Genomic DNA, 23,968 nt, shown 5'->3' with positions numbered 1-23,968 from the left:
ACATGATGAACTCCGACAGGCAGGCCCAGGGAATTCGCACAACTTAACATCGCTGCGCAAACTATGTAGCCCGATGTATTTCCATTCCCGAATGTGGAGAGGGAATCCGGCCAAAGCGAAACGATGCCCTGCTTTGCTGTTTGCGCCCGCCGCCCTATTCCACCCGTTTCCCACCGCTGGGCGAAGCCAGGCGCAAAAAGGTTTCGTGCTGGTAGCGGCTCATGCGCAGTTTCTGGCCGGTATCCATCGTGACGACGTGGTAGCCGTTGAACCACGGATGGATGGCCTGGATCCGGCGTACGTTGATGATGGCCGAGCGATGGACGCGCGCGAAATGCCGCGGATCGAGTCGTGCGGCGAGCGCGCTCATGGTCTCGCGCATTTCGTGGACGCCGTCGGCCAGATGGATCTGCACCGTGTTGCCGCTGGCCTTGATCCACACGATCTGGTCGACGTCGATGAAGCTGATGTGCTCGTCGCTGCGCACAGGAAGGCGCTGGATGTAGTCGTCGCGCTGGCGCAAGGCGTCGAGCGCTTGCAGGATCTGCACAGAGGCGGCCCCGCCCGCGCCCTCACCGCTGGACAGCCGCGCCTTCACGCGCCGCAGCGTGTTCGCAAAACGCTCCCGGCTGAACGGCTTGACCAGATAATCCACCGCGTTCGCCTCGAACGCCCGCACCGCGTATTGCTCGAAGGCGGTGACAAACACCGTCGCCGGCATGCGCTCCGCACCGATCGTCGCCACCACGTCCATGCCATTGAGGGCAGGCATCTGGATGTCGAGAAAGACCAGGTCCGGCGACTGGCTGCGTATCGCCGCGACCGCCGACGCGCCATCACCGCATTCGGCCAACAGCTCGATGTCGGGATCGTCGCGCAGCAGGCGCACGATGGCATGGCGCGCGATCGGCTCGTCGTCCACGACCAGGGTAGCGATGCTCATATGGACGCGACCTCGGGCGCATCGTCAGCTTCCTCGATCTCACGAAACGGCAGGCGCAGCCGGCAGATCACGCCCTCGGGCCAGATCATGTCCAGGCGCACCTGCGCAATGTCGCCATACAGTTCGCGCAGGCGCAACTCGGTGTTTGACAGGCCGATGCCATGCCCCGACGTGGATGCAGCCCCGGCTTCCAGTGTGCTGTTGCGGTTGCGCACATCGATGCACAAGGTGTCGCCTTCGCGCCGGCTTTCGATCTCGATGCAGTCCACGCCGATCCGTTTGCTGATCCCATGGGTGATGGCGTTCTCCACGATCGGCTGCAGGATCAGGCTGGGCACGGCGCAATCCAACGTGTCCGGGGCGACGTAGATCTGCGTGGTGAGGCGATCCTTGAAGCGTATGCGCTGGATGCCGAGGTAGAGATCCAGCAGCACCAGCTCCCGCCGCAAACTGACTTCCTGGCCGTCGTAGTCCTCGAGAAATGCACGCAGCAGATCGCTCAGGCGCAGCAGCATGTCTTCGGCTGACAGCGTGTCCTCATCCAGCAGGGTCGCGATCGCGTGCAACGTGTTGAACAGGAAATGCGGCTGCAGCTGCGACTTCAACGCACGCAGGCGCGACTGTGCGAGCTCTGTCGCCAACTGGCTCGCCTCGATCTCGCGGCGCGTCTTTTCGGCATGGAACTGTATGGCTTGCTGCATCGCGAACAAGGCCCAGTAAGTAAGCAGCCCGACGGCGAAATGCTGGCCGAGGAACTGCCAGATCTGCTCATCGAACGAGCCTGGCTCGAACAGCGTGGAGACGAAGGCACCGATCAGCATCGCCAACAGGGTCACGCCCACACTAGCCGGCAGCTGTCGGCCTAGGCCGCGCAGGCGCACCGGCGCCTGGATTGGATACTTCACCGCCAGCCGGAACACCAACGGCGCCAGCGCTGCCCATGTGTACCACTGGATCATCGACCAGCGCAGATAGTCGAAGAGCGACCACGTATGATGGTTGATCAGATCGTGCAGGAAGCCCTGCGCCGCGAACACCACGGCCACCGCCGTCCACAGGCCGAGGTAGCGGAACAGACCGATCTGCGTGTTGCCGAGGCGAACCATCATCGAGGGATGTTCCGTGGGTTGGAGTGGCCATCCTAGGTGCTGCATGCGGCGCTGAACAGCATGACCGCGACGCCACTACGATTCGCCACCGCGTCAATACGATTCGTCCCGAACCGCTTTCGCAGGACAGCTCCATCCGGCCATATCACGGTGCCGACGGTGTGCACACGAGCCACTGGCGGCACCCTACCTCAGCCGGAGCACCGCCATGAATTCGACCCACCCCACCAGCCTCGTCGCCATGTTTGCCGTCGCGCTCAGCACCCTGCTCATCGTTCCATCAGCGGCCTGCGCCGACGCAGGGCCCAGGCCCGCTCGGCACTTCGATCTGGTGAACGCCACGCTGGACAGTGTCATCACGCTCGCCGTCGCGCCGGCCGACCGTGATGCCTTCCAGGACATCGATCTCGGCCAACCGCTGCAAGGCGGCCTGACATCCATGACCTTCGACGTTCCCGCCGGCGGATGCCTGCGCGACCTCCGCGTCACCTTCAACGGTGGACGTACCCAGCTCTTTCCGCGCATCGATGTCTGTCGTAGCAGTGGCCTACGCCTGACGCTACACGGCGCCAACCCGAAACATTCCGGAGCATGATCGAACCAAGGCCAGAGTCTGACGTTACCGCTTCCTCGTCAGAGTCATCACCCCGCGAGCATGGAACCACCGCCCATACGGTCGCGTCCCGCTGCCTTGGCGCGATACAGCGCCTCGTCCGCACAGCGAAGCAGTTGTTCCGGCGATTCCGTGGCCGTGGGCACGATGGCGGCGATGCCGATACTGATCGTCACGTGCGGCGCGACGTCGGAGCAGCGATGTTCGATCGCCAGCGCGCGCACGGCATCGAGCATGCGTTGCGCGACCGCCGTCGCTTCGTCGATGTCGCACTCGTTGAGCAGCACCGCGAACTCTTCGCCGCCGTAGCGTGCGGGGATATCCGCGGCATTCGAGCGCAGCACTTTCGTCAGCGCGCCCGCGACGGCGGTCAGCGCGACATCGCCGGCGAGATGGCCATAGGTATCGTTGTAGGCCTTGAATGCATCAACGTCACACATCAGCACGGCCAGCGACGCACCGCGCGCCGCATGCTCGTCCAGCGCCTCGCGTAGCCGCTGGTCGAACGCGCCGCGATTCGCAATGCGGGTAAGGCCGTCGCGTGCGGCGATGCGTTTCAACTCGGCATACGCGTTGCGCAATGCCTCGGTACGCTGCGCGACCTCGCGGGTCAGCTCGCGCTCGCGCTCGTGCAGGCGCCATACGCGCAACCGATGGATCACGGCCAGCAAACCGATGACGATCACCGCGACAAGGATGCGAAACCACCAGGTGGCGTACCAACTCGGCACGATGGTGAAGGCCACGCTGGCGCCATCGGTGTTCCACACGCCGTCGTTGTTGCTGGCAATCGCGCGGAACACGTAGTCGCCCGGTGGAAGGTTGGTGTAGTAGGCAACCCGGGTGTTGCCGGCGTCGATCCAGCCACGATCGAAGCCCTCGATCCGATAGCGGTACTGCACCGCAGCCGGCGCCACGTAGCTCATCGCGGCATAGTGCAGTTCGATGCGCTCCACGTCGGGACCGATCCGGCCGATGTGGTCCGGGACAACATCCTTGCCGTCCACCAGCACACGCTCGATCGCGACCGGCGGACGCATCCGGTTCGCCCGCTCGTGCTTCGGATCCACGATAACGACACCGTTGGCCGTGCCGAACCACATCCGCCCGTCGCGCGTGCGCCACGCCGGTGTCTGCGAGGCGCCGTTGGCCTGCTGGGAAAGCATGCCGTCATTCTTGCCGTACCAGCGGGGTTCGATCTGCTTCACCGTGCCGCGGTCGAGCGCTTCAATATCGGCCCGCGCGAGCCGCGCGATGCCGCGGTTCGAACTCACCCAGAAGTTACTCGCATCGTCGTCGAGTATCGCGAACACCGCGTCGCCGTAGAAGCCCGCTCGCTCGGTATAAGCCTGCACCTTCTGATCATGAATACGCATGAGGCCGAGGCTGGTGCCGAGCCACAGGTCACCACCGGGTTCCGGATGAAACGCGAACACGCTGATGCCCGACAAGCCATCGGTGCCGCAGCGGTCGACCACCCCATCATGCAGGCAGCGCAAGCCGCTGCGCTCGCCGATCCACACACGTCCGGCCGGATCCTCGTACAGCGCACGCGTGTCATCACCTTGCGTGCCCTGAACCACGTTGATCTTGTCGCCAGTGATCTTCACCACACCTTGCAGGGTCGCCACCCACATGCCGCCATCGCGACTCGGCGCGAACGCGAACACGATGGTGCCGGGCAGACCATCGCTGATGCCGAAGTTGCGCACCGTGCCATCGGGCGCGATCCGGCTCGCTCCATTGATCGATCCCACCCAGAGGTTGCCAGCCGCGTCGAACTGGATCGCGCGCAGCAGCCGGCTCGACAGCTTCGCGTTGATCGCCGTCGCTGGCACCAACGCCTGGTTCTCGTAACGCGCCAGGCCTGCGCCGTCGGTGCCGATCCAGAGCGTCCCCACAGGATCCTGGTAGACGGCACGCACCGCGTTGGAATCCATTTTCCCGGTGACGGTGACCAGCTTCGAATCGCTGAAGCGATGGATGCCGCTGGAGGTGGTACCCATCCAGAGGTTGCCTTCGCGATCCTCGAACATCGACCGCACGGTCTCGCCAACCAGGCCACTCAGTGTGTTGTCACAATCGAAGCGCGTGGCCGTCAGGCGGCAGATACCCATGCCGAGCGGCGCGAACCACATATTGCCGTCGCGGTCGCCATACAGCGAATAGATGTTCTTCCCATCCAGTGCGGCCAGGCGCGGATCACGCTCGAAGTGCCCGTCGCGGTAGCGCGCGGGACCGGCCTGCGTGCCGACCCAGAGCGTGCCGGCATGGTCGAACGCGAGACTGTGGACGGCATTGGTCGGCAGACCGCGCCGGGTATCGAATGTCTCGACGTGGCCATCGAGCCAGTGCACGACACCGAAATCATCGGCGGCGATCCACACCCCGCCCGCCGCATCGGCCACGATCGCGTGATAGAACCCGCGCGGCGGAAACCCGCTTTCTTCGCCGAGCAGATGGATCCCGTTCGCGCCCATCCGCGCGACGCCGGCGTTGGTGGTCAGCCACAGCGCGCCGCCCCGATCCTGCATGATGCCGAACACGCTCTTGATGCTCGCCGGCAGCGCGACCGGCTCCAGCTCGCGCCCCCGGCGGCGGTACAGCCCATCGTTCAGCGTGCCGACCCACAGCGTGCCGTCGCGATCGACATAGACCGCGGTGATCGCCGTGCTCTTCAGCACCGGCGCCACGCGCGGATCGATGGTGTCGAATTCCGCACCGCTGTAGTGAACCAGCCCGCCGTATGTCGTGAGCCAGATCGAGCCGCCCTTGCCCTGTGCGATGGACAACACCGTGCCCTGCGGCAGCTGGTTCTCGTACCAGACATGGGTCAACTGCCCGATCGCGCGATCGGGGTCGAGCGCGCGAGCCGGTGACACCGCCAGCAAACCACACACCGCCAGGACGAGCGAACCCCATCCCCTGATCCAGCCATTCATGCGCAATCCAACCGCTCCCCCTGCGATCCGGTTTCCGTCCCGGTACCGTGCCATCGGCAACGCCCCCGTCAGCCATCGGTCCGGAAGACCGATGCACAAACTATCGCATATCCCGACAAGGGTAACGGCCTGAGCGTGTTCGCGGGCCGTTGAGCAAGGTCATGACGGCCTCGCCAAAATCGGCCACTCCCTGCAACCCTCGACTCCAGGAAATGGCACCCCAGCCCCTGTTTTGACCTCATTACGTCTGGCGCTGCCTGCGGCGCTAATGCACGATGCCCGGCTTCATCCCGGCCGGGCAGCTGCCCAGGTATGTCTGGTCACTGATCGCCGTTTGATCCGTTTCGCCATTCATGGCGGGGGAGTAGGTGACATGGCTCTCGGAGTGCACTGCCGTGTCACTCTGGAACGTGGTCGTTCCCTTCGAGTCAATCACCATACCTGCGATGGCACAATGCATGGCGAGGGAATACACATTGCCGCTGAGGCTTTCGTTGCTGATGGTGCAACCCTTCATATTTCTCATCACCGCCTCTCCCGCTCTCTCGGAAGCATGGTCGCGGCAAACTTTCATCGTGTTCTCGGACTTCTTGCCACCCGGATTGCCAATGGTCTGGGTCCGGACCAACCAGAGTCCTTCCTTCGTTGGCGGGTGATCGATGGCATAGGCCGCACCAATCGGCATCGCGAGCGCAGCCACAACGAAAACCATCAGCTTGTTCATCAGGCTTCTTCCTTATCCAGGCAAGTGCTGCGTAGCCTACTCCCGATCAAGGCGGGGGCAGAGCCCTTTTCCAATCAGCGCACAGGGACCGACTCAGCGCGGCAATTCAGCCTGCCGCCCCTGCAGGAAGCGCCGGACGGCGGGGTCGCCGGCGAGGCCGATTGCGATGTCGAAGGCAGCGCGAGCCTCGGGGTAGGCATGGGTCCTGGCCAGCAGTGCCGCGCGTGCGGCCCAGTAGGGTTGGTAATCGACGAGCCGGCCGTCGGCAGCGAGTGCATCCACGATCTCGAGGGCGGCGCGCGGGCCCTGCAGTTCCGCGATGGCCAGCGCACGGTTGAGGGCAACTACTGGCGAACCGGAGAGCGCGAGCAGCGCGTCGTAAATCTGCACTTCAGGCGTCCAGTCGGTGCGTCCGCTGCGGCGACGTTCGACATGCGCGGACTGCAGCGCCGCTTCCAGCTGATAACGGCCGATGCGACCAAGCGCGCTCGCACGCATCAGCAGCGCTTCGGCCTCGTCGATCATGACTGCATCCCACAGCGCGACATCCTGCTCGGCCAGCGGCACGTAGTCACCATCGGCATTGCGGCGCGCACGGCGCCGCGCCTCCGCGTGCAGCATGCAGGCCAGCAGGCCTAGCGCTTCCGGCTCCTGCGGCAGCAGTCCAGCGACCAGGCCGGCGAGGAACAGCGCTTCCGCGGTGAGGTCGCGCCGGATCACATCGGTGCCGCCGGGATCGCTCCAGCCTTCCGCAAAGGCGGCGTAAATCGCATCCAGCACACCGGCCAACCGTCCGGCCAGTTCGTCGCGTGCGGGGATGGCAAATTGAATGCCGGCCTGGCGGATCTTCTGTTTCGCCCGCCCGAGGCGTTTGCCCATGGCATCCGGTGACGCGAGAAACGCCGAGGCGATGGTTTTTGCATCCAGCCCGAGCACGGCCTGCAACATCAATGGTGCGCGAATGCCGGCATCGATCGCCGGATGTGCGCAGGCGAACAGCAGCGCCAGACGCCGATCCGGAATGGCCGCGTCATCCATCGCCGTCGATGCGGCCGCGTCGAGCTCCGCCAGTATCTGCAACTGCACGGCCGCCGCCTCACCGCTGCGGCGCCGCCGGATGCCATCGATCCCTTTACGCCGGGCCACGGTCAGCAACCACGCTTCCGGATTCGCGGGACAGCCGTTGAGCGGCCAGTCCGCCAGCGCTGCGGCAAACGCTTCGGACAATGCATCCTCGGCCGCCGCCACGTCACGCATGGCGGCGGCCAGAAAGGCGACCAGCTTGCTGTAGCTGCGGCGCGCGACGGCGTCCGCGGTACTGCGCGCCTGCGCCGTACTATCCAACGTTACATGCTCCAGATCGGCCGCACTTCGATCGTGCCGTGGCTCGCGCCGGGACAACGCGCTGTCCAGGCAAGCGCCGCATCCAGGTCAGGCACGTCGATCAGGTAGTAGCCGGCCAACTGCTCCTTGGAGTCCACATAGGGACCATCCAGTACCTGCGATTTGCCGTCCGCCACATGCACGGTGGTCGCGGTCGTGCTGTTTTGCAGGCGGTTCGAGCCGACCAGTACACCCGCCGTCTTCAGCGCCTGCGTATACGCCCCATAGGCCGCGACGCCCTGCTCCTGTTCGGCCGGCGTCATCTGCGACCAACCGTTCTCGTTCGCGTACAGCATCAATAGATATTGCATCGGGATTCTCCGCAATGAGTGATCGGCGGGCAGTATGCGTCGCCATTCCCATGACGCGCGAGGTTCGGCGATTTGGACAGGGCCGATCTTATCGGGGATCACCGGTTTGCCCTTGGCACCTTTTTTCACACTGCTAGACTCCGTCAACCGACGCTCGATGAACGTTGTGTCGGGGTATGGATGTGCGGGATTCTCCACAGTCTTGCAGGGGGTTGGGTTTCATGGCCATGCCGTTGTCGTGGAAAATCGCTGCCGCCGCCGCGGCCTTGATCGCGGCCATATTTGCCTGGAATGGACTTTCCCAATACGTCGCGGCGCGCCACGCCGATGAGATCACGCGCGACTCCGCTCGCGCTGCCGCGCTGGAGGCACAACAGGCCAAAGCCCTGGCCCAGCAACGCCAGGCACAGCTGGCGGCCAGTCTGAAGCAGCAGCGCGAAGACTTGTCCAACGCCTATCAAGAGGTGAATGAGCAGGCTCGGCAGTATCAGGCGGCGCAAGCCATACGCCTGGAAAAGCAGCACCAGGAGGAGCTTCGCGTACAGGCAAGCTACCGACTGGACCAAAACCAGCACTGCGCTGGTGGCCTCGTGATCAACCGCAGCGGTTCGAGCTTTACCCAAGCCGTCGGCAAGGATGGCGCGCCGATCGCATGCAAAGGTGACCTGGCGGCGGAACCGCTGCGCTGATCCTGCATCGCCATCACCGTGGCTGCGTCAGGCATGGTCTCTGACACCTTTCGCTTCCGGCAACCGCATGACCTCGACCGAACAGCACAGCAGTCCCGAAGTCTCGCGTGCCTCGATGGTGGTCGCGGCACTGTCGACGGTGGTGGAGTGGTACGACTTCACGCTCTACCTGTATTTCGCCACCGTGCTGTCGCGGGTGTTCTTCGGTGGTGGCCACAACTCGTTGCTGGCCACGCTCGCCGGGTTCGCCATTGCCTACGGCATGCGGCCGCTGGGCGCGATGGTGTTCGGCCATATCGGCGACCGCATCGGGCGACAGCGCACACTGGTGCTGTCGATGATGCTGATGACGCTGGCAATGCTCGCGACGGCGTTGCTGCCCGACTACGCTGCGATCGGGCCGGCGGCGGGGGCGCTGTTGTTGCTGCTGCGCTGTTTCATGGCGTTCTCGGTCGGCGGTGAATATACGGGCGTGGTCGCCTACCTGCTGGAAGGCGCGCGCGAGGACCGGCGCGGCTTGATCACCTCGCTGGCAGCTGCCGCCAGCGAGATCGGTGCGCTGATGGCCGTGGCAATCGCCGCCCTCGTGGTCGGTGCGATGAGCACAGCCCATCTCGACGGCTGGGGCTGGCGCATTCCGTTCTTCGTAGGCGCGGCGCTGGCCGGCTGCGTGTGGTTCGCGCGGTCCACCATGGAAGAGTCACCGGATTTCCTGCGCCAACTGAAGCAGCACAGCGTGCCCGACTCCCCACTCCGCTACACGCTCGCCCATCACCGACCTGCGCTGCTGCGCACCTTCGCCATCTCGGCGCTGGGCTCGATCACCTATTACGTCGGCATCACCTATGTGCCGGCGTTCCTGAGCTCGTCGGGCATCCTCGCCGAAGGCCGTTCGCTGTGGCTGTCGACGATTGCCGCAGTGGCAGTGATCCTGGTCACGCCACTGGCGGGTGCGCTGTCCGACCGGGTCGGGCGCAAGCCGGTGCTGATCTGGCTGGGCGTTGCCGGCATGCTGCTGCCGTTGTCGATGTTCGGCCTGATGGCCGGCGGCGGCGAGCTGCCCATCGCCGCTGGCGCGATCGTGCTGGCCTGTCTCGCCGGCGGTGTGAGTGCGGTAGGCGCGCCGGCGACCGCCGAACAGTTTCCCGGCGAAGGGCGACTCAGCGGTTTGGCTCTGGGCGTCACCGTTGCCACCGCCATCTTCGGTGGCCTGACACCCTTCCTCGCCGAGCTTTTCATCCGGATGACCGGATGGACCGCCCTGCCCGGCGCCATGATCGCCGTCGTCGCCCTGGCCGTCATACCTGTCTTGCTGACCATGCCGGAGACGCAGCCGGGTCTGGTCAGAACTCGTGCCCGCGAGCGGACGGCCATAGAGGGCAGCGATATTTGATCAGCAAGAGAAATATCTCCCAAGAGCTACTTGCCCACCGCCTGTTTCACCAGCGCGGCGATCCGCTTCTCCACCTCGGCGTTCAAGGCCTTCAGCGCGAATGTAGTCGGCCACATGGCGCCGTCGTCGAGCCTGGCTTTGTCATTGAAGCCGAAGGTGGCGTACCTGTCCTTGAACTTGTGTGCGCCCTTGAAGAAGCAGACGACCTTGTCGTCCAGGGCGTACGCCGGCATGCCGTACCAGGTCTTCGGCGTCAGCGCCGGCGCGCTGGCCTTGACGACGGCGTGCAGCCGCGTCGCCATACTGCGATCGGGCTCCTGCATCGCGGCGATCGCCGCCAGTAGCTCGCGCTCCCCTTCCTCCCTGCTCCTGTTCGCGCGCGCCTCCGCCTTCAGCTCCTGGGCGCGCGCTTGCATCGCGGCCCGCTCCTCAGCCGTGAATGTCTGCGCACTCTTCGCGGCCGCCGTGGCGGATTTGCGTGTGACCTTCTTTGCAACCGGACTCATAGGAAACTCCTCACATGGATTCGCATCGAAAATCTCAGCGCCGCTCCTGCACGCGCAGCAGATTGCCCGCGGGATCGCGCACGGCGCAGTCGCGAACCCCGTACGGCTGCTGAGTCGGCTCCTCGACGATCTCGGCGCCGCTGGCCTGGATTCGCTCGAAAGCGGCGTCGAGATCCCTGGTGGCCAACAGCATGATGGCGTAGGTGCCCTTGGCCATCATCTCGGCGATGGTGCGCTTCTCGTCGTCGTTCACGCCGGGGCTGGCAGCCGGTGGATACAGCACGATGGACGTGCCGGGCTGGTCGGGTGGACCGACCGTGATCCAGCGCATCCCGTTGTAGCCGACGTCGTTGCGCACCTCGAAGCCGAGGGTGTCGCGATAGAACGCCAGCGAGGCGTCCGGGTCGGTTTGCGGAAGAAAACTCGCGTGAATGTTGATGTCCATGGCCGTCATGCTCGGTGTGGGAGGAGCCGTCATGCTAAGTCCGACTCCGGGGCCGGTGCTTCTCCATTCCTGATCGGTTGCGTCCTGACCGGTCGCGTCACCTGCCGCGCCACGCAGGATGGCATCCACGCGGTCGCGGCCGCCGCGTCGCGCCGATAGACGCTGGGCGGCACCCCGGCCAGCTCCGTGAAGCGCGTGCTGAAGGTGCCCAGCGAGGCGCAGCCCACCGCGAAGCAGACCTCGGTGACGCTGAGGTCGCCACGACGCAGCATCGCCATCGCGCGCTCGATGCGCCGGGTCATCAGATAGGAATAAGGCGACTCGCCGAAGGCGAGCTTGAACTGGCGACTGAGGTGCCCGGCCGACATGTGCACGCCGTCGGCGAGCGCTTCGACATCCAGCGGCTGCGCGTACTCCCGGTCGATCCGGTCACGCACGCGGCGCAGTCGCGCGAGGTCGCGCAGGTGTTGCTCTGCGGCGGATCGGCTGTTCATCGGCGTGATCGTCCCACGTGGTATCGGCGTGCTCAAGCCCGTTGAAGCAGGGTGTGTACCACTACTCTATGGCCGAACTCACAGCCTCCCCTACCGCGAGCTCGGCGCACACGACGGCGGTGTGATCGTCGGCCGGGAAGGTGCAGTCGATGCGTAGCTCGTCGAGGGTCACGTCGTACGGCGCCGCGAAGGTGGTGAACGTTTCGAAGAAGCGCAGCTCGCCGAACTTGCTGCGGAAGCTGAAGGTGACGATCGGCGAGGGTTCGTCGCCCAGCTCGCGTTCGCGCCAGCGCGCCGGGACATCGGGGTAGGCAAACACTTCGTCGAGCAACTGCTGCGTCCGGCGGTCGGTCGGATTGGCCGCGAGGTCGTCGTGCAGGTGCCGGATGAATCGCGCAGCCACTTCGTGCCAGTTGGCGATCACCGGACGAAAATCTTCTGGGTCGAAAATCTGGTGCAGCAGATTGACGTGCCGGCCCGGCCGACCATCCATCAGCATCTGGCCGACCCTGACCGCCGCCGCATTGGTCGCCAGCACATCCCAATGACGGCTGATCACGAACGCCGGATACGGCTCCTGGTGCGCGAGGATCAGGTCGACCGCCTGGCGCACGCGATCGAGTGCGGGAGCCGCCAGCGAACGCTCAGGATGCATCGCCGCGAAACCCGCGGCGCGCAGCAATGCGTTGCGTTCCCTCAGCGGCATGCCCAGCGCGTCGGCCAGCCGCGATACCGTGTCGCGGCTCGCGCGCGCCTTGCCGGTTTCGACGCAGCTGAGATGCCGGGTCGATATGCCGGTTTCCAGCGCCAGGTCGAGCTGGCTCAGACGCCTTGCCGCGCGCCACTCGCGCAGCAAGGCGCCGATCGGCGGATGGGACAGAGGGGCTGTGAGCGTGGCGATGGTGAATCCTTCATGCGGTGCCACGCAAAGAATATCTCTAGATGCTGGCGCCAGCACACGGTGCACCGCCCGGCAGGATCGCGTGGAACTCGATCGAAAGACCTAGATCATCCCGCGTCGGCGCAAGAAAGGATTCACCGGACAAGCCGCGATAAGTTGCCAGCCTGCGCTCGTAGCCGCGTTCGACCCAACGCTGCGCACGCCCGAGCTCGGCGACGCCGACACTCACGCCCAGAATGCGCAGCCCGCCGGCCGCCATGGCCTCGGCTGCGGCGCCAGCGCCATCGGGCTGAAGCACCAGCAGCGCCGTCGGCCCGACTGGCACGCAAAAACCGCGGGCGCCGACCGCGGGCAACCGGGTCGGTACCGCGCCACCGAAGCCCATCTTTTCGAGCTGCCTGCGGTCGGATTCGGCATCGCCCGACACCAGCCATATCGCCGACAGTTCGCGTGCGCCATTGGGATGCTCGCGCGTCACGCGGTAATCGTCCGCATTGGCAGGATCGATCTGGTCGGGTGCGTAGTTGGCGGCATAGTCGATGAAGAAGGTGTTGCTCGACAGCGGCGCACGATCGAACGCAAACAACCGCCAACCCGGTTTCTTGCTGTCAGGCCCGGTGAAAAAAGGCGTGACCGCATAGCCGAGCCCCTTGAGCGAGCGGTGGATCGCATCGAGCGCTGCGGAGCGGAAGCCGAAACTGCGCGATCCCGGGCCACCCTTGAGCGCCAGCTGGTCTTCCTTCATGCCTGGATCGAAGCTCGGATCTGGACGGGTGATACCAAGCAGCTCGAAGAAACTGCTGTCGGCAAACCTGACGTATCGATTGGCGACTCCGTCGGGGTCGTGCCCGGGGCGCACCTGAAAGCCCAGCTTGACCGCCATGACCGAGGTGATCTGATCGATCCCGCGACCCCAGAGCAGGACGTGGTCGAGTCGTGCAGGAGGTGCCGCAACAGGACGAGGCGAGGCCTGTGCAGCACCGAGACACAGGAACATTGCCAGAACGAGCAACATCGGGCGGCGCATGGAGAGTCCCTTGGTGGAAGTGTCGCGATTTTCGTCGACGGAAGCGCACGAGCGCCATGACCTCGGAGGTCATGGCGCTCGTGCGACGAAGAACTGCAGGAACCCCGGATGAGCCGCCCGGTGACGCTTCGAGTTCATTTGCCCGGCACACGCGCTCGATGCGTCGGATCAACAGATAGCTTGCAAGGCGACTCGTCGAAGACGAGCTTGAACTCTCGACTGAGGTGCCCGGCCGACATGCGCGCAGCGCGAGCGGGATGTTCATCTGCACCATCGTTCCGCTCGACGCCGAAGTGCTCAAGTCCATAACAAACAGCAAATTAGGGAGCGAACCTGAACCTAACCCTGCTTTTGCACAGGTAAGTGACCCTGACCCCGTTTTTGCGTGCCGTTTGGGGGGTAGGCTGACCCTCCGTCCGACCGAACTGGAGTCCCGCCATGGCCCTGTGGAAAGAAACCGCCAAGACCTCCGCCACCGAAATGCCCGAAGCCACCGACCTGGCGCGACCCGGCATCCCGGAGACCAAGCACGAAGCGCAAGCGCCGGTGCAGCCCGCATTTCGTCCCACGCCCGCGCCCACGCCGGGCAAGCCCAGAGCCGAATCGCTGATCGCGCCCGATATCACCATCGAGGGCAAGATCGAAGGTGAGGGTCATGTGCGCATCGCCGGCAACTTCAAGGGCGACGTCAACGTGCGCGGCGACCTCACCATCGAACCCGGCGCCAAAGTGACTGGCAGCGTGCGCGCCGAGAAGGTCACCATCGCGGGCGAACTGATCGGCAACATCGAATCCGCGGCGCACGTGGAATTGCAGCAAAGCGGCGCACTGACCGGCGACCTGAAAGCAGGCTCGCTCAGCGTGGCGGCAGGTTCGCGCATGCGCGGCCAGGCCGAGTTCGGCTGGGACGATACAAAGAGCAGCCACAGCGCGAACAAGACTCTCGGGCACGACGGCACCGCTTCGTGAGCAACCCAAGCACGGCCGGGGCGACGCGCACCTGTCCGCACTGCCGGGAGACCATCCTGGAAAGTGCGGAAGTGTGCCCCGCCTGTCGCCACAAGCTGCGTTTCAGTGAATCCACCGGCGCGACCGCGGCGCCAGCGTCCGTGCCACTGCGCGTGGAAGGCAGCTTTCGCAACCCCGTCGGCAGCGGCGCATGGGAATACTCGATGGTGCTGACCATTCGCAACGAACGCGGCGAGGAGATCGCGCGCAAACTGGTGGGCGTCGGCGCCATGCAGCCGGACGAACAACGCACTTTCACCCTGAGTGTCGAGATGACCCCCGCCAGCGCGAGCACCAAGCGCACGCGGCATTGATAGCCGCGTCGATCTCTCAAGCCGCCAAGGCGGATCAGCGCTCCTTCCCTACATCGCCGGCGCAGGCGTTCCGTCGGACCACTTGCCGGCCGATACCATGAACACCTTTATCTTTTCAGGGTCCTGAAACTGCGGATTCAGCATGATCGGAGCGCCTGGCAAGTCGGCACCCCAATCCGCATCAAGTGGCATATAGAACATCAGGTGCGGCATCCAGTGCCCCACGGAATCATTCAAGTAGCCTTGTTTCGACATCATGTAGCACATCGCGCCAGGTTCCAGAGGTGGCAACTGTTTTTTGGCGAGTGCGCTCTTGATGCCCTCCATGATTTGATTCCTGGATTGTCCGGCGAGAGCCAGCTCGGTCCTCTTGGTGGTTATCGGCAGGACCGATCGCGCCGCCTGCGGGTTGAAGCAGGTCGGTCCACGCAATTTCGGATTCCAGAATTCCGGGAAATCGAACTGCGCCGACCAGGACCGGTCGACCATGCACACAAAGCCGTTCTTGCCTTCGACCGCCGTGACGTAACCATGTGGCCCGAGCACCAGAATCGTGGCTTCGCCGGAAATGGCCTCGGGCGCCGCGCTGCGCGCCAGTGCGATTTCCGCATTGCGGTCCGCCATCAGGTATTGGGACAGAGGCGCCATGCTCGGATAGGCATGTTGCGAATTTTGAGCTGACGAACTTTCGGCAACGGCTATCGCCAAAAGCAGACTTAGCGTCACGCCCATCTTCAAGCGGCCGGCATCTTGCTTCATCTCATCTCTCCCGATCTGATCGCATAGACATCATGAAGATCTGACTCTTTCTGGATCGTCCCCGATGGCACCCAAGCCATAGGCGTCAGTGAGCGGACCTCTTCCACGACGAACGAGATGAAGGGAAATCGACGTTCGATCAGGATCACGCTCTCTGCGGAAGCCGCGCCTCGGGAATCGAACATCTCACCCGGCAGTCGAATCCTTCGCAAGCAACCGACGCCCCTTGTCCAGATAGGCTTGCATCTCGTCTGACGGCACCATGTTGCCTCCAGTTGCCCAGACCAGATGGGTGGCTTGCGCCATGGCCTGACTGTCCAGGCCAGCGCGAACCAGATAGCCCTGATCACCATGAACTCTGGCGATGCCCGGCACGCCGGCGAGCGCAGACGGCTCCAGCCGTACGCCCTCGCTGCGCTCCATCAGCGCCAGCAAGCTGTACATCTCCTCATCGCTGACGGTGTAGTAGCCATCCACCAGGCGCTGCATGGCTTTCCCGACAAAACCCGAAGCGCGTCCGACCGCGAGTCCATCGGCAGCTGTCACGTTGTCGATGCCAAAATCCTGCACGCAGACCGCGTCATGCAGCCCGGTATAGACGCCCAACAACATGCACGGCGAATGCGTGGGCTCGGCGAAAATGCAGTGGACGGCATCGCCGTAGACCAGCTTCAGGCCGAAGGCCACGCCACCGGGCGCGCCGCCGATGCCACACGGCAAATAGACAAACAGTGGATGTTGCGCATCCACGGCAATACCCGCTTCCGCCAATTGCTTCTGTAGTCGCTCGGCCGCGACCGCGTAACCCAGAAACAGGTTGACCGAGTTTTCGTCATCCACGAAATGACAGGCGGGATCGCGCTCGGCCTGCTTACGGCCTTCGGCAATGGCCACGCTGTAATCCGAGGCATACTCGATGACCGTCACGCCGCGCGAGCGCAACATGTCTTTCTTCCATTGCCGTGCATCCGCGGACATGTGCACCGTCACCTGAAAACCCAGCGCCGCACCCATGATGCCGATGGACAGACCAAGATTGCCGGTCGAGCCGACCGCTATCTTGTATTGACCAAAGAAGGCCCGTGCCTTGTCGCTGTCCAGCACCGCGTAATCGTCGTCAAGCCTCAACAACTTTCCCGCCAACGCCAGATCCTCGGCATGCTTGAGCACTTCATAGATGCCGCCGCGCGCCTTGATCGAGCCGGAAATAGGCAGATGGCTGTCCCGCTTGAGCCATAGCGATCCACCCAAGGTCCGACTGTAGCGTTCGCCCAACAAGGCATGCAGCTTTGGCAAAGGACGCACGTCCGACTCGATGATGCCGCCGCTGTCCTCCGTTTCCGGAAACACGCGTCTGAGATAGGAAGCAAAACGCGTCAATCGCGCGCTGGCATCGGCGACATCGGCAGCCGTCAATCCCACATCACTGATCGACTCCGCGACCGGGGCCACTGCGGGATTGAACCAGGTGGTTTCCTGCAGCGCGACCAGTTCGCGAATCAACGGATGGCTGACGTACCAGCTTTCAAGCGTTCTTCCGGAAATCATGATTTTGCTCTTTGAACAGTCGAAGCTATCGGAGACATGGATGTTGGCAAAAAAAACGAAAGGGTGTCAGGGCGGCCCGTCAAGACGGGTCAACGTGCCCAAGCCTGCGGGCAAGCGGAACCACACTGCCCCTTGTTCATCGCGCCATTCCCCCACGCCATTTCCCGAGCACGCTCACATTTTGGCGCGAAGTTCCGATGCTAGGCTTTTCGGCAAAGGATTTCAGGGTCCATCTTTCGAGGAGTTCTCATGCCCCCCATTCCAACTCGTATCTGGCTGCGTCGGCCTCTCAGCACGCTCCATACGTTCCCGTCATCAAAGAAACGGAACGTGCTCGCTTCCCTGTCCATCGCTGCGACACTGGCATCAGGCCCTTGTTTCGCCGATCAATGGCCGAGCCACCCTTTGCCCGCCAAGAGTTCTGAAGCAGTCGCTTATGGTCGCACCATAGGGCTTCGACCTTCGCTAGGTGCGTGCCTCAAGGATGCCGAAGGGACAACGCCTGGTATCCGCGACTGCCTGCGCGACGAGCATGGCTTTCAGGATCATCGACTGAACCAGACCTACAAAAAATTGATGGGCTCATTGAATGAAGCTGACCGTAAACGTTTGCGCGAAGAAGAGCGTCGATGGATCTCGTTCCGAGACAAGTTCTGCGCACCGGGCAGCGAACCCGGCCAGGGACAGGAACTTGAATCCGACGAATGCCTAGTTGATCAAACGGCCGATCGAGCAACCGAGCTGGAGTCACGTCTGTATCGAAAGTAGCAGCTTGGTAGAGGCTGGTGTGTCGAATCAACTAGGGATGGGCAAACATGGATAACGAACAGAAAGCATGGCGATTGGGTCAAACATCGGCGTGGTTCGAGACGCGCGGCCATGGCGCAGGGACTGTATCGACAGGACAAAATGATCACGGCGGCGTGTCTTACGGGGAGTATCAACTTTCCTCTTCGTCCGGAACCGTCAGAGAGTATCTGGAGCAGTCGAAATACAAGAAGGATTTCGATGGCCTAACTCCTGGCACCGATACGTTTAGTACAAAGTGGAAGGAGATGGCGAAACAGGATGGTTTTGTCGATGATCAGCACGACTTCATCAAGCGCACTCACTACGATGTGCAAGTCGCGGCGCTCAAGCGTGACGGTCTTGATCTCACCGGGCGCGGGCCAGCTGTGCAAGACGCGCTGTGGAGTACGGCAGTTCAAACCCGGAACCTGACCGTACCGATATTCGAAAAAGGGCTAAAAGCCAAGTTCGGCGATCAGTACGAACTGGCAAAGCTGAGCGACAAGGACATTGTCGAAGCTGTCCAGGACTACAAGCACGATCATACGGAAACCCTGTTCCGCCGCTCACCACTGCAATGGGAAGCATTGAAGGAAAGAGCGCTGCAAGAGAAGGCCGACCTTGTCCAGTTCGCAGAAACTGGCATTCCCGTCGATACGGTTGCGCGTGCCAAGACCGCGCATCAAGCCACTCATCATGCTGCCGCAGATCGAGTGCAGCATGCAGGCACGCTACGTGAGCACGACCACGGTGCCGGGGTCCACGATCTGCAGACCAAGCTGGCCCAGCTCGGCCTGCATGATGCTCACGGCCGCCCTATTGTTCCGGACAGTGATTTTGGTCCAGGCACGAAGGCAGCGGTCGAGCAGTTCCAGCGCGCGCATCACATGACGCCCGATGGCGTCGCCGGCCCGAAGACGCTGAATGCCTTGCGGATGGCCGTGCACCCGCCGCAGCCGACTCTCGCCGATGCCACGCACCCCGGCAACGGAATGTACCGGCAGGCACTCGACGCCGTGCATCGCCTGGATGCGCAGCAAGGACGTGCACCGGATCAGCGCAGTGACAATCTTGCCGCGGCACTGGCTGTCGCCGCTCACAGCAACGGCATGAGTCGGGTCGATCATGTCGTGTTGAGCGATGACGCCAGTCGGGCGTATGCCGTGCAGGGCGACACGAACTCGCTGTTCAAGCGCTATACCGACGTCAACGTGGGCCAGGCGATCGGCACGCCGCTCGCGCAGAGCAGCGGTCAGTGGCAGCACGATATTCAACAACCTGCCCAGACTCAGAACGCGCCACCCATGCAGCAGATGCAAAACCTGCAGATGGATCAGCCGGCGGTGCAGCGCTCACCGTAGATGTCGTCACGACTGCAGGAAGGGGGCACAACTTTCTTGTTGATACGTGCCGTCGTACCGGATCAAGCCGCTTCGGCATCGCGCCGCAAGCTACCGGATTCCTGCAGTCGTCGATGCAATGATTCGGCACTCAAGTCGAGTCCATTGGAGCATGCGGCGGCGCGTGGCCGACAAAGTACATACGAACGTAAATGCCGAAGAAGCTCGAGATGATGGGCATGGGCTCGCATCCCTTGCGAATGAGTTTGTCGCAAGGAAGCTTAGCGCAAGCACCCGCCCCTCACCCTTCGCGTGAGTACGCCACCGCGCTAGCCGATGAGTAAACCATCACGCCGCAATCCGCTCAATCTGGTCGACCGCGTTGCCGAGCGTACGGTGCGCCTCTTCCAGATCGTAGTCTGCCTGGAGCCCCAGCCAGAAGCGCTCACTGGTGCCCAGGGCCACAGCCAGACGCACCGCGGTATCCGCTGTAACACCGCGCTTGCCAAGCACGATCTCGTTGATACGACGCGGCGGTACGCCAGCAGCCCGCGCCAAGGCGTTCTGGCTGATGCCCATGGGCGTCAGAAACTCCTCAAGCAGCACTTCGCCGGGATGGATGTTGGGCAGGCTCTTCATGATCGACTCGCTGGTGTCAGTGGTAATCGACGATTTCCACGTCGTAGGCGTCATTGTCAATCCATCGAAAACAGATACGCCATTGATCGTTGATCCGGATGCTGTACTGACCTTTGCGATTGCCCTTGAGGGCTTCGAGCCGATTGGCCGGAGGAACGCGAAGATCATCCAGCACAGAGGCATTCGCGAGCATACGCAGCTTGCGACGCGCCACGGACTGGATATCGGCAGGCAGGCGCCGGGATGGCGTTCCGCCCCAGACCTTTTCCGCTTCCTTGTCGGCAAAGTTTCTGATCACGGGCAAACCATAACGCCAACCGTCATATGACGCAAGTCGTTATAGCTGCGTGACCCTGCCTATCAATGATGGTCATCGGGATCGCCATCGCGCTATTCCCCGACGTCATTTCCCGAGCACGCTCACATTTTGCCGCGAAGTACCGATGCTAGGCTTTCCGGCAAAGGATTTCAGGGTTCGCCTTTCAAGGAGATCGCATGCTCCCCATTCCCGCTCGCATACGCCTGTGTCAGACCTTCGGCGTCCTCTTTTTCGGCACGCTGATCGTCAGCCAGCTCCTCTGCTCGGCACACGCAAAGGACACCAGTAGTACGAGCCAAGTCATTCAGCGCGATGCGCCGAAAGGCATAACGACGACGTTCTATACATGCATCGACAAGGCCGGCTCGGACACCGTTGCTCTCGGCGCGTGTCTCTCTGCTGAAAAGACCACAAAGGACAGCCGGCTTAACAGCACGTACAAGACGCTGCTCGGCAAGCTCAATGACAAGGCGAAAGACAAGTTGATCATTGCCGAACGGACCTGGCTGAAGTTGCAGGGCGAAAATGGAGCATTTGAAGATTCACTCTACGGCGATGAAATCATCGACAACCTTGACGTGACCCAAAGCGAGATTTTCAGCATTTGTGAGCGAGCCAACACATTGAACAGATACCTGTCCATCGCCAGCGGTCAGTAACTGCATCATCGCTGGATGAGCAACACCATGAGCGGTTCCAATACATCGGGAAGCTTCTTTGAATTTTGGTTTGGTCAAGCGACGAGGACAACACGATGAAGAAGGTACGGAGTGCTTTGCTAACGATGCTGGCGTGTGCGGTATATGTCGGGAGTGCTGTAGCAATGTCGCCGCCGGCATCTTCCACGGGTAATCAGGACACGATCAACGGCGTTGCCATCGTGCCCGGCGTGGAGCGCCTGTCCTACATTTCCAATGAGTACTACGGCATTCGACCGGCCTACGATGCATGCGTTAAGGAAACGCAAGGACGCGTGGCTGATCAGGGCGATTGCGCGGATACCGAATTCAAGTACCAGGATGAACGACTCAACAAGGCATACAAGGCGCTGACCACCGGTCTCAGCGGCACAGCCAGGCAGACGGCCGTGGATGCCCAGCGTGCGTGGCTTGCCTTCTTCGCCAAGGACTGCTCGGCACGCGCTGCCCGCTTTGGTTCGGACAATGCGCCGGCCACCGAGTCGATCTGCCGCATGGACAGCACGGCCATCCGCGCACAGCAGCTGGAGGACTGGCGCAACAGCCTTTCCGCTCGCCAATCGCACTGAGATCAAGGATCACTAACTAAAAGGAGTTTGCTATGAGCGACCGGGTATTTTCTGGCGGCGATGGCCTCGTGCCGGGTTCAATGGAGCACCGCGCGTACGAGATCATGATGAAAAGCGAGTTGCGTAACGGCAAGGGTGCCTACGAGATAGGCAATGCCGGCGCGGCAGCGAGCGGACCCAGCTTCGGGCCGTTCCAGTACGACGTAGGAGCCAATCAGGACGGTCGCCATCTGCTCGAGTCGATCGCGACGAATGCCACGGACGCCCAAGGCCATCGCATCATCAGCGATCAGGAACTGGAGAGCATCAAGAGCCATCTCTACAAGCCGTTCAATACCTTCACGGAAGCGGACCGCACCGTCTACACGCAGATGAAACCCAAGCTCGATGCGGCACTGAGCTCGGACGCGGGTGTGCGCGCCATCGATGCCGATTTCGTTCCGGGTATACAGAAAAAAGTAACAGCCATGAATGCCGTCGTCGACGGCATGACGACGGAACCGAACAAGACCTTCGTCCAGCACAGCGACGTCGCCAAACTGATCCTCATCGATACGAAGAATCAGTATGGCAAGGCCGTGAACGATGGCCTGAAGGAATTCGTCGACAAGACAAAGGGCGATCCAGCGATGAACATGCCGGGGCGCTCCGCCGGTGCCACCATCAAGGTGGATGGCGAGTTTGGTCTGGACGACATGATTCGCTACAAGCTCGAAACACAGTACGGCCAGAACAACCAGGGCACGAAGGACGTGCTGCGACGCATCTCACACTGTGTCGAAGCGGCCGGCGTCGACAACGTGAAAGCCAGCCTGTCGGCAGAAGACAAGACGTTCCTAGAGACCGGTCTGGAGAAGTACCTGCATGATCACGGGCGCGACACAAAGATCCTCGACGATCCCCAGCTGAAGGCGCTAGCCGAACTGGGCGGCAGGGAACAGCGTCAGACGCATTCGCGCACCAGCCATGTGCACGGCGCGCAATCGTTGCTCAAGGAAGGAAGCAAAGGCAGTGAGGTGACAGCCTTGCAACGCAACCTCGCGGGACTGGGCTACACCGATGCACACGGCCGTGCATTGCATCCGGACGGCGACTTCGGCCCATGCACGAAGGCAGCGGTCGAGCAGTTCCAGCGCGCGCATCACATGACGCCCGATGGCGTCGCCGGCCCGAAGACGCTGAACGCTTTGCGGATGGCCGTGCACCCGCCGCAGCCGACTCTCGCCGATGCCACGCACCCCGGCAACGGAATCTACCGGCAGGCGCTCGACGCCGTACATCGCCTGGATGCGCAGCAAGGACGTGCACCGGATCAGCGCAGTGACAATCTTGCCGCGGCACTGGCCGTCGCCGCTCACGGCCACGGCATGAGTCGGGTCGACCATGTTGTGTTGAGCGATGATGCCAGTCGGGCGTTCGCCGTGCAGGGCGACACGAGCTCCCTGTTCAAGCGCTATACCGACGTCAACGTGGGCCAGGCGATCGGCACGCCGCTCGTGCAGAGCAGCGGCCAGTGGCAGCACGATATTCAAGAGCCTGCCTCGACCCAGAACGCGCCGCCCATGCAGCAGATGCAAAACTCGCAGATGGATCAGCCGGCGTTGCAGCGCTCACCGTAGATATCGAAGAAAAGCGGAAAAGGGAGCCCCTCCGGGGGGGAATCCACCCCGACCCTTGCTTTCGCTACGACGCCCTCCAACTTGTGGCGATGTTCGACAAAATCAGAAAATGGCGCGTACGGCGCATCGTCGCTCGGCGCCCGATCGCCGAATCGCTCTGGAAAGATGCGTTGCGGCGCTGTCCCGCAGCGCAACGGTTGGGTGCTTCCGATCAGGCCACGCTGCGCGTGCTGGCAACGCTGTTCCTGGAGAGCAAGTCGCTGGAGCCGGTCCAAGGATTGGAACTGGGCGACGCCGATCGTGTCTTGCTCGCGGCGCATGCCTGCATACCGATCCTGAAGCTGGGCCTTGATTGGTACGACGGTTGGCACAGCATCATCGTGTATCCGGACGCGTTCATTCCGCGTCGCACTCAAACCGATGCCGCGGGCGTGGTGCACCAGACCAACACCGTAATGGCCGGTGAGGCATGGGGGCGTGGGCCGGTGATCCTGTCGTGGGCGGATGTGCTGAGTGGGAAAAAACCGGGGCACAACGTGGTCATCCACGAAATGGCCCACAAGCTCGACCTGCTCAACGGGGACGCCAACGGCTTTCCGCCCTTGCACCGGCGCATGGATCGCCGCGTGTGGTCGCGGGTCTTCTCGAGCGCGTGGGATCGCCTGAAGGAGGATCAACGAAACGGGGTCGAATTGCCGATCGATCCGTATGCGCTCGAAAGCCCGGCCGAGTTTTTTGCGGTGGCCAGTGAGCAATTTTTCGAGACTCCGGCAACTTTGCGCGAGCATTTGCCGGACGTTTATCGGCAGCTCGAGCAGTTTTATCGACAGCACCCGTTCTGAGCGCTCGTGTTCCAGAGCGGAGCCCAGCACGAGAGGTTCACTCC

26 protein-coding genes are annotated in these 23,968 nt (G+C 62.8%); 11 read left to right on the top strand and 15 right to left on the bottom strand.

Features of this window, described 5'->3' with window-relative positions; translation table 11 throughout:
• Window positions 1-154: 154 nt before the first annotated feature.
• Both IE071_RS03555 and IE071_RS03550 read right to left on the bottom strand, forming a co-directional pair.
• A complete protein-coding gene (locus tag IE071_RS03555; protein ID WP_189439775.1) occupies window positions 155-943 on the bottom strand; it encodes a LytR/AlgR family response regulator transcription factor in 789 nt (262 codons plus the stop codon).
• Window positions 940-2,052, bottom strand: a complete 1,113-nt coding sequence (locus tag IE071_RS03550) for a sensor histidine kinase (RefSeq protein ID WP_189439774.1) — start codon at window positions 2,050-2,052, stop codon at window positions 940-942. The genes IE071_RS03555 and IE071_RS03550 overlap by 4 nt, the downstream gene beginning before the upstream one ends.
• 208 nt (window positions 2,053-2,260) lie before the next feature.
• Between IE071_RS03550 and IE071_RS03545 the strand changes: the two genes are divergently transcribed.
• Window positions 2,261-2,647, top strand: a complete 387-nt coding sequence (locus IE071_RS03545) for a hypothetical protein (RefSeq protein ID WP_189439773.1) — start codon at window positions 2,261-2,263, stop codon at window positions 2,645-2,647.
• A 47-nt stretch (window positions 2,648-2,694) separates the two neighbouring features.
• Here IE071_RS03545 and IE071_RS03540 read toward each other — a convergent pair whose 3' ends face one another.
• From IE071_RS03540 to IE071_RS03525, 4 genes are all read right to left on the bottom strand, one after another.
• On the bottom strand, window positions 2,695-5,607 hold the full coding sequence (locus IE071_RS03540; protein ID WP_189439772.1) for a ligand-binding sensor domain-containing diguanylate cyclase: 2,913 nt from the start codon (window positions 5,605-5,607) through the stop codon (window positions 2,695-2,697).
• A 265-nt stretch (window positions 5,608-5,872) separates the two neighbouring features.
• On the bottom strand, window positions 5,873-6,331 hold the full coding sequence (locus IE071_RS03535) for a DUF3617 domain-containing protein (protein ID WP_189439771.1): 459 nt from the start codon (window positions 6,329-6,331) through the stop codon (window positions 5,873-5,875).
• Window positions 6,332-6,424: 93 nt separating this feature from the next.
• The gene (locus IE071_RS03530) at window positions 6,425-7,675 is read right to left on the bottom strand and encodes an RNA polymerase sigma factor (protein WP_189439770.1); all 1,251 of its coding nucleotides are present in this window, start codon (window positions 7,673-7,675) and stop codon (window positions 6,425-6,427) included.
• Window positions 7,676-7,677: 2 nt separating this feature from the next.
• A complete protein-coding gene (locus IE071_RS03525) occupies window positions 7,678-8,025 on the bottom strand; it encodes a YciI family protein (RefSeq protein ID WP_189439769.1) in 348 nt (115 codons plus the stop codon).
• A 221-nt stretch (window positions 8,026-8,246) separates the two neighbouring features.
• Between IE071_RS03525 and IE071_RS03520 the strand changes: the two genes are divergently transcribed.
• Both IE071_RS03520 and IE071_RS03515 read left to right on the top strand, forming a co-directional pair.
• Window positions 8,247-8,714, top strand: a complete 468-nt coding sequence (locus IE071_RS03520; protein WP_189439768.1) for a hypothetical protein — start codon at window positions 8,247-8,249, stop codon at window positions 8,712-8,714.
• Between the two features lie 67 nt (window positions 8,715-8,781).
• Window positions 8,782-10,107 (top strand): MFS transporter, encoded by a 1,326-nt coding sequence (locus IE071_RS03515; RefSeq protein ID WP_229792724.1) that lies wholly within the window; start codon window positions 8,782-8,784, stop codon window positions 10,105-10,107.
• A 26-nt stretch (window positions 10,108-10,133) separates the two neighbouring features.
• On the opposite strand, the gene IE071_RS03510 is transcribed toward IE071_RS03515, so the two are convergent.
• The 5 genes from IE071_RS03510 to IE071_RS03490 all read right to left on the bottom strand — a co-directional run bounded on the left by IE071_RS03510 (window position 10,134) and on the right by IE071_RS03490 (window position 13,468).
• Entirely contained in the window at window positions 10,134-10,613 is a 480-nt protein-coding gene (locus tag IE071_RS03510; RefSeq protein WP_229792723.1) for an iron chaperone, read from the bottom strand.
• Between the two features lie 34 nt (window positions 10,614-10,647).
• Window positions 10,648-11,091: a VOC family protein gene (locus IE071_RS03505; protein WP_229792722.1), complete on the bottom strand. Its 444-nt coding sequence runs from the start codon at window positions 11,089-11,091 to the stop codon at window positions 10,648-10,650.
• Entirely contained in the window at window positions 11,088-11,552 is a 465-nt protein-coding gene (locus tag IE071_RS03500; protein ID WP_189439767.1) for a helix-turn-helix transcriptional regulator, read from the bottom strand. The genes IE071_RS03505 and IE071_RS03500 overlap by 4 nt, the downstream gene beginning before the upstream one ends.
• 61 nt (window positions 11,553-11,613) lie before the next feature.
• Window positions 11,614-12,477 carry a helix-turn-helix domain-containing protein gene (locus IE071_RS03495; RefSeq protein WP_229792721.1) on the bottom strand — a complete coding sequence of 288 codons (864 nt, stop codon included), beginning with the start codon at window positions 12,475-12,477 and terminating at the stop codon, window positions 11,614-11,616.
• 13 nt (window positions 12,478-12,490) lie between these two features.
• Window positions 12,491-13,468: a VOC family protein gene (locus tag IE071_RS03490; protein ID WP_229792720.1), complete on the bottom strand. Its 978-nt coding sequence runs from the start codon at window positions 13,466-13,468 to the stop codon at window positions 12,491-12,493.
• 450 nt (window positions 13,469-13,918) lie between these two features.
• On the opposite strand from IE071_RS03490, the gene IE071_RS03485 reads away from it, so the two are divergent.
• Both IE071_RS03485 and IE071_RS03480 read left to right on the top strand, forming a co-directional pair.
• Complete coding sequence (locus tag IE071_RS03485; RefSeq protein ID WP_189439765.1) at window positions 13,919-14,449, top strand: bactofilin family protein; 531 nt, start codon at window positions 13,919-13,921, stop codon at window positions 14,447-14,449.
• A complete protein-coding gene (locus IE071_RS03480; RefSeq protein WP_189439764.1) occupies window positions 14,446-14,802 on the top strand; it encodes a hypothetical protein in 357 nt (118 codons plus the stop codon). The genes IE071_RS03485 and IE071_RS03480 overlap by 4 nt, the downstream gene beginning before the upstream one ends.
• Window positions 14,803-14,850: 48 nt before the next feature.
• Here the strand turns inward: IE071_RS03480 and IE071_RS03475 are convergent, their stop codons facing one another.
• Window positions 14,851-15,561 (bottom strand): hypothetical protein, encoded by a 711-nt coding sequence (locus IE071_RS03475; protein WP_229792719.1) that lies wholly within the window; start codon window positions 15,559-15,561, stop codon window positions 14,851-14,853.
• A 186-nt stretch (window positions 15,562-15,747) separates the two neighbouring features.
• Window positions 15,748-17,109 carry a D-serine ammonia-lyase gene (gene dsdA / locus IE071_RS03470; RefSeq protein WP_189439763.1) on the bottom strand — a complete coding sequence of 454 codons (1,362 nt, stop codon included), beginning with the start codon at window positions 17,107-17,109 and terminating at the stop codon, window positions 15,748-15,750.
• Between the two features lie 249 nt (window positions 17,110-17,358).
• On the opposite strand from dsdA, the gene IE071_RS03465 reads away from it, so the two are divergent.
• Together IE071_RS03465 and IE071_RS03460 are read left to right on the top strand one after the other, a co-directional pair.
• Window positions 17,359-17,877 carry a lysozyme inhibitor LprI family protein gene (locus tag IE071_RS03465; RefSeq protein ID WP_189439762.1) on the top strand — a complete coding sequence of 173 codons (519 nt, stop codon included), beginning with the start codon at window positions 17,359-17,361 and terminating at the stop codon, window positions 17,875-17,877.
• A 47-nt stretch (window positions 17,878-17,924) separates the two neighbouring features.
• Window positions 17,925-19,259 (top strand): peptidoglycan-binding domain-containing protein, encoded by a 1,335-nt coding sequence (locus IE071_RS03460; protein ID WP_189439761.1) that lies wholly within the window; start codon window positions 17,925-17,927, stop codon window positions 19,257-19,259.
• A gap of 327 nt (window positions 19,260-19,586) precedes the next feature.
• On the opposite strand, the gene IE071_RS03455 is transcribed toward IE071_RS03460, so the two are convergent.
• Window positions 19,587-19,877, bottom strand: a complete 291-nt coding sequence (locus tag IE071_RS03455; protein WP_189439760.1) for a HigA family addiction module antitoxin — start codon at window positions 19,875-19,877, stop codon at window positions 19,587-19,589.
• A 16-nt stretch (window positions 19,878-19,893) separates the two neighbouring features.
• Window positions 19,894-20,175, bottom strand: a complete 282-nt coding sequence (locus IE071_RS03450) for a type II toxin-antitoxin system RelE/ParE family toxin (protein WP_189439759.1) — start codon at window positions 20,173-20,175, stop codon at window positions 19,894-19,896.
• Between the two features lie 197 nt (window positions 20,176-20,372).
• Between IE071_RS03450 and IE071_RS03445 the strand changes: the two genes are divergently transcribed.
• The 4 genes from IE071_RS03445 (at window position 20,373) to IE071_RS03430 (ending at window position 23,924) form a co-directional block, all read left to right on the top strand.
• Window positions 20,373-20,855 (top strand): lysozyme inhibitor LprI family protein, encoded by a 483-nt coding sequence (locus IE071_RS03445; protein ID WP_189439758.1) that lies wholly within the window; start codon window positions 20,373-20,375, stop codon window positions 20,853-20,855.
• A 164-nt stretch (window positions 20,856-21,019) separates the two neighbouring features.
• The gene (locus IE071_RS03440) at window positions 21,020-21,463 is read left to right on the top strand and encodes a lysozyme inhibitor LprI family protein (RefSeq protein ID WP_189439757.1); all 444 of its coding nucleotides are present in this window, start codon (window positions 21,020-21,022) and stop codon (window positions 21,461-21,463) included.
• 32 nt (window positions 21,464-21,495) lie between these two features.
• On the top strand, window positions 21,496-23,082 hold the full coding sequence (locus IE071_RS03435) for a peptidoglycan-binding domain-containing protein (protein ID WP_189439756.1): 1,587 nt from the start codon (window positions 21,496-21,498) through the stop codon (window positions 23,080-23,082).
• Window positions 22,977-23,924, top strand: coding sequence for a M90 family metallopeptidase (locus IE071_RS03430; RefSeq protein ID WP_229792718.1), 948 nt, complete (start codon window positions 22,977-22,979; stop codon window positions 23,922-23,924). Before IE071_RS03435 ends, IE071_RS03430 begins: the two co-directional genes overlap by 106 nt.
• Window positions 23,925-23,968 lie beyond the last annotated feature (44 nt).

This window comes from Rhodanobacter panaciterrae (assembly GCF_014651895.1).
GTDB lineage: Bacteria > Pseudomonadota > Gammaproteobacteria > Xanthomonadales > Rhodanobacteraceae > Rhodanobacter > Rhodanobacter panaciterrae.
The sequence above is the reverse complement of the archived record's forward strand: the minus strand, read 5'-3'. Positions and strand labels throughout refer to the sequence as shown.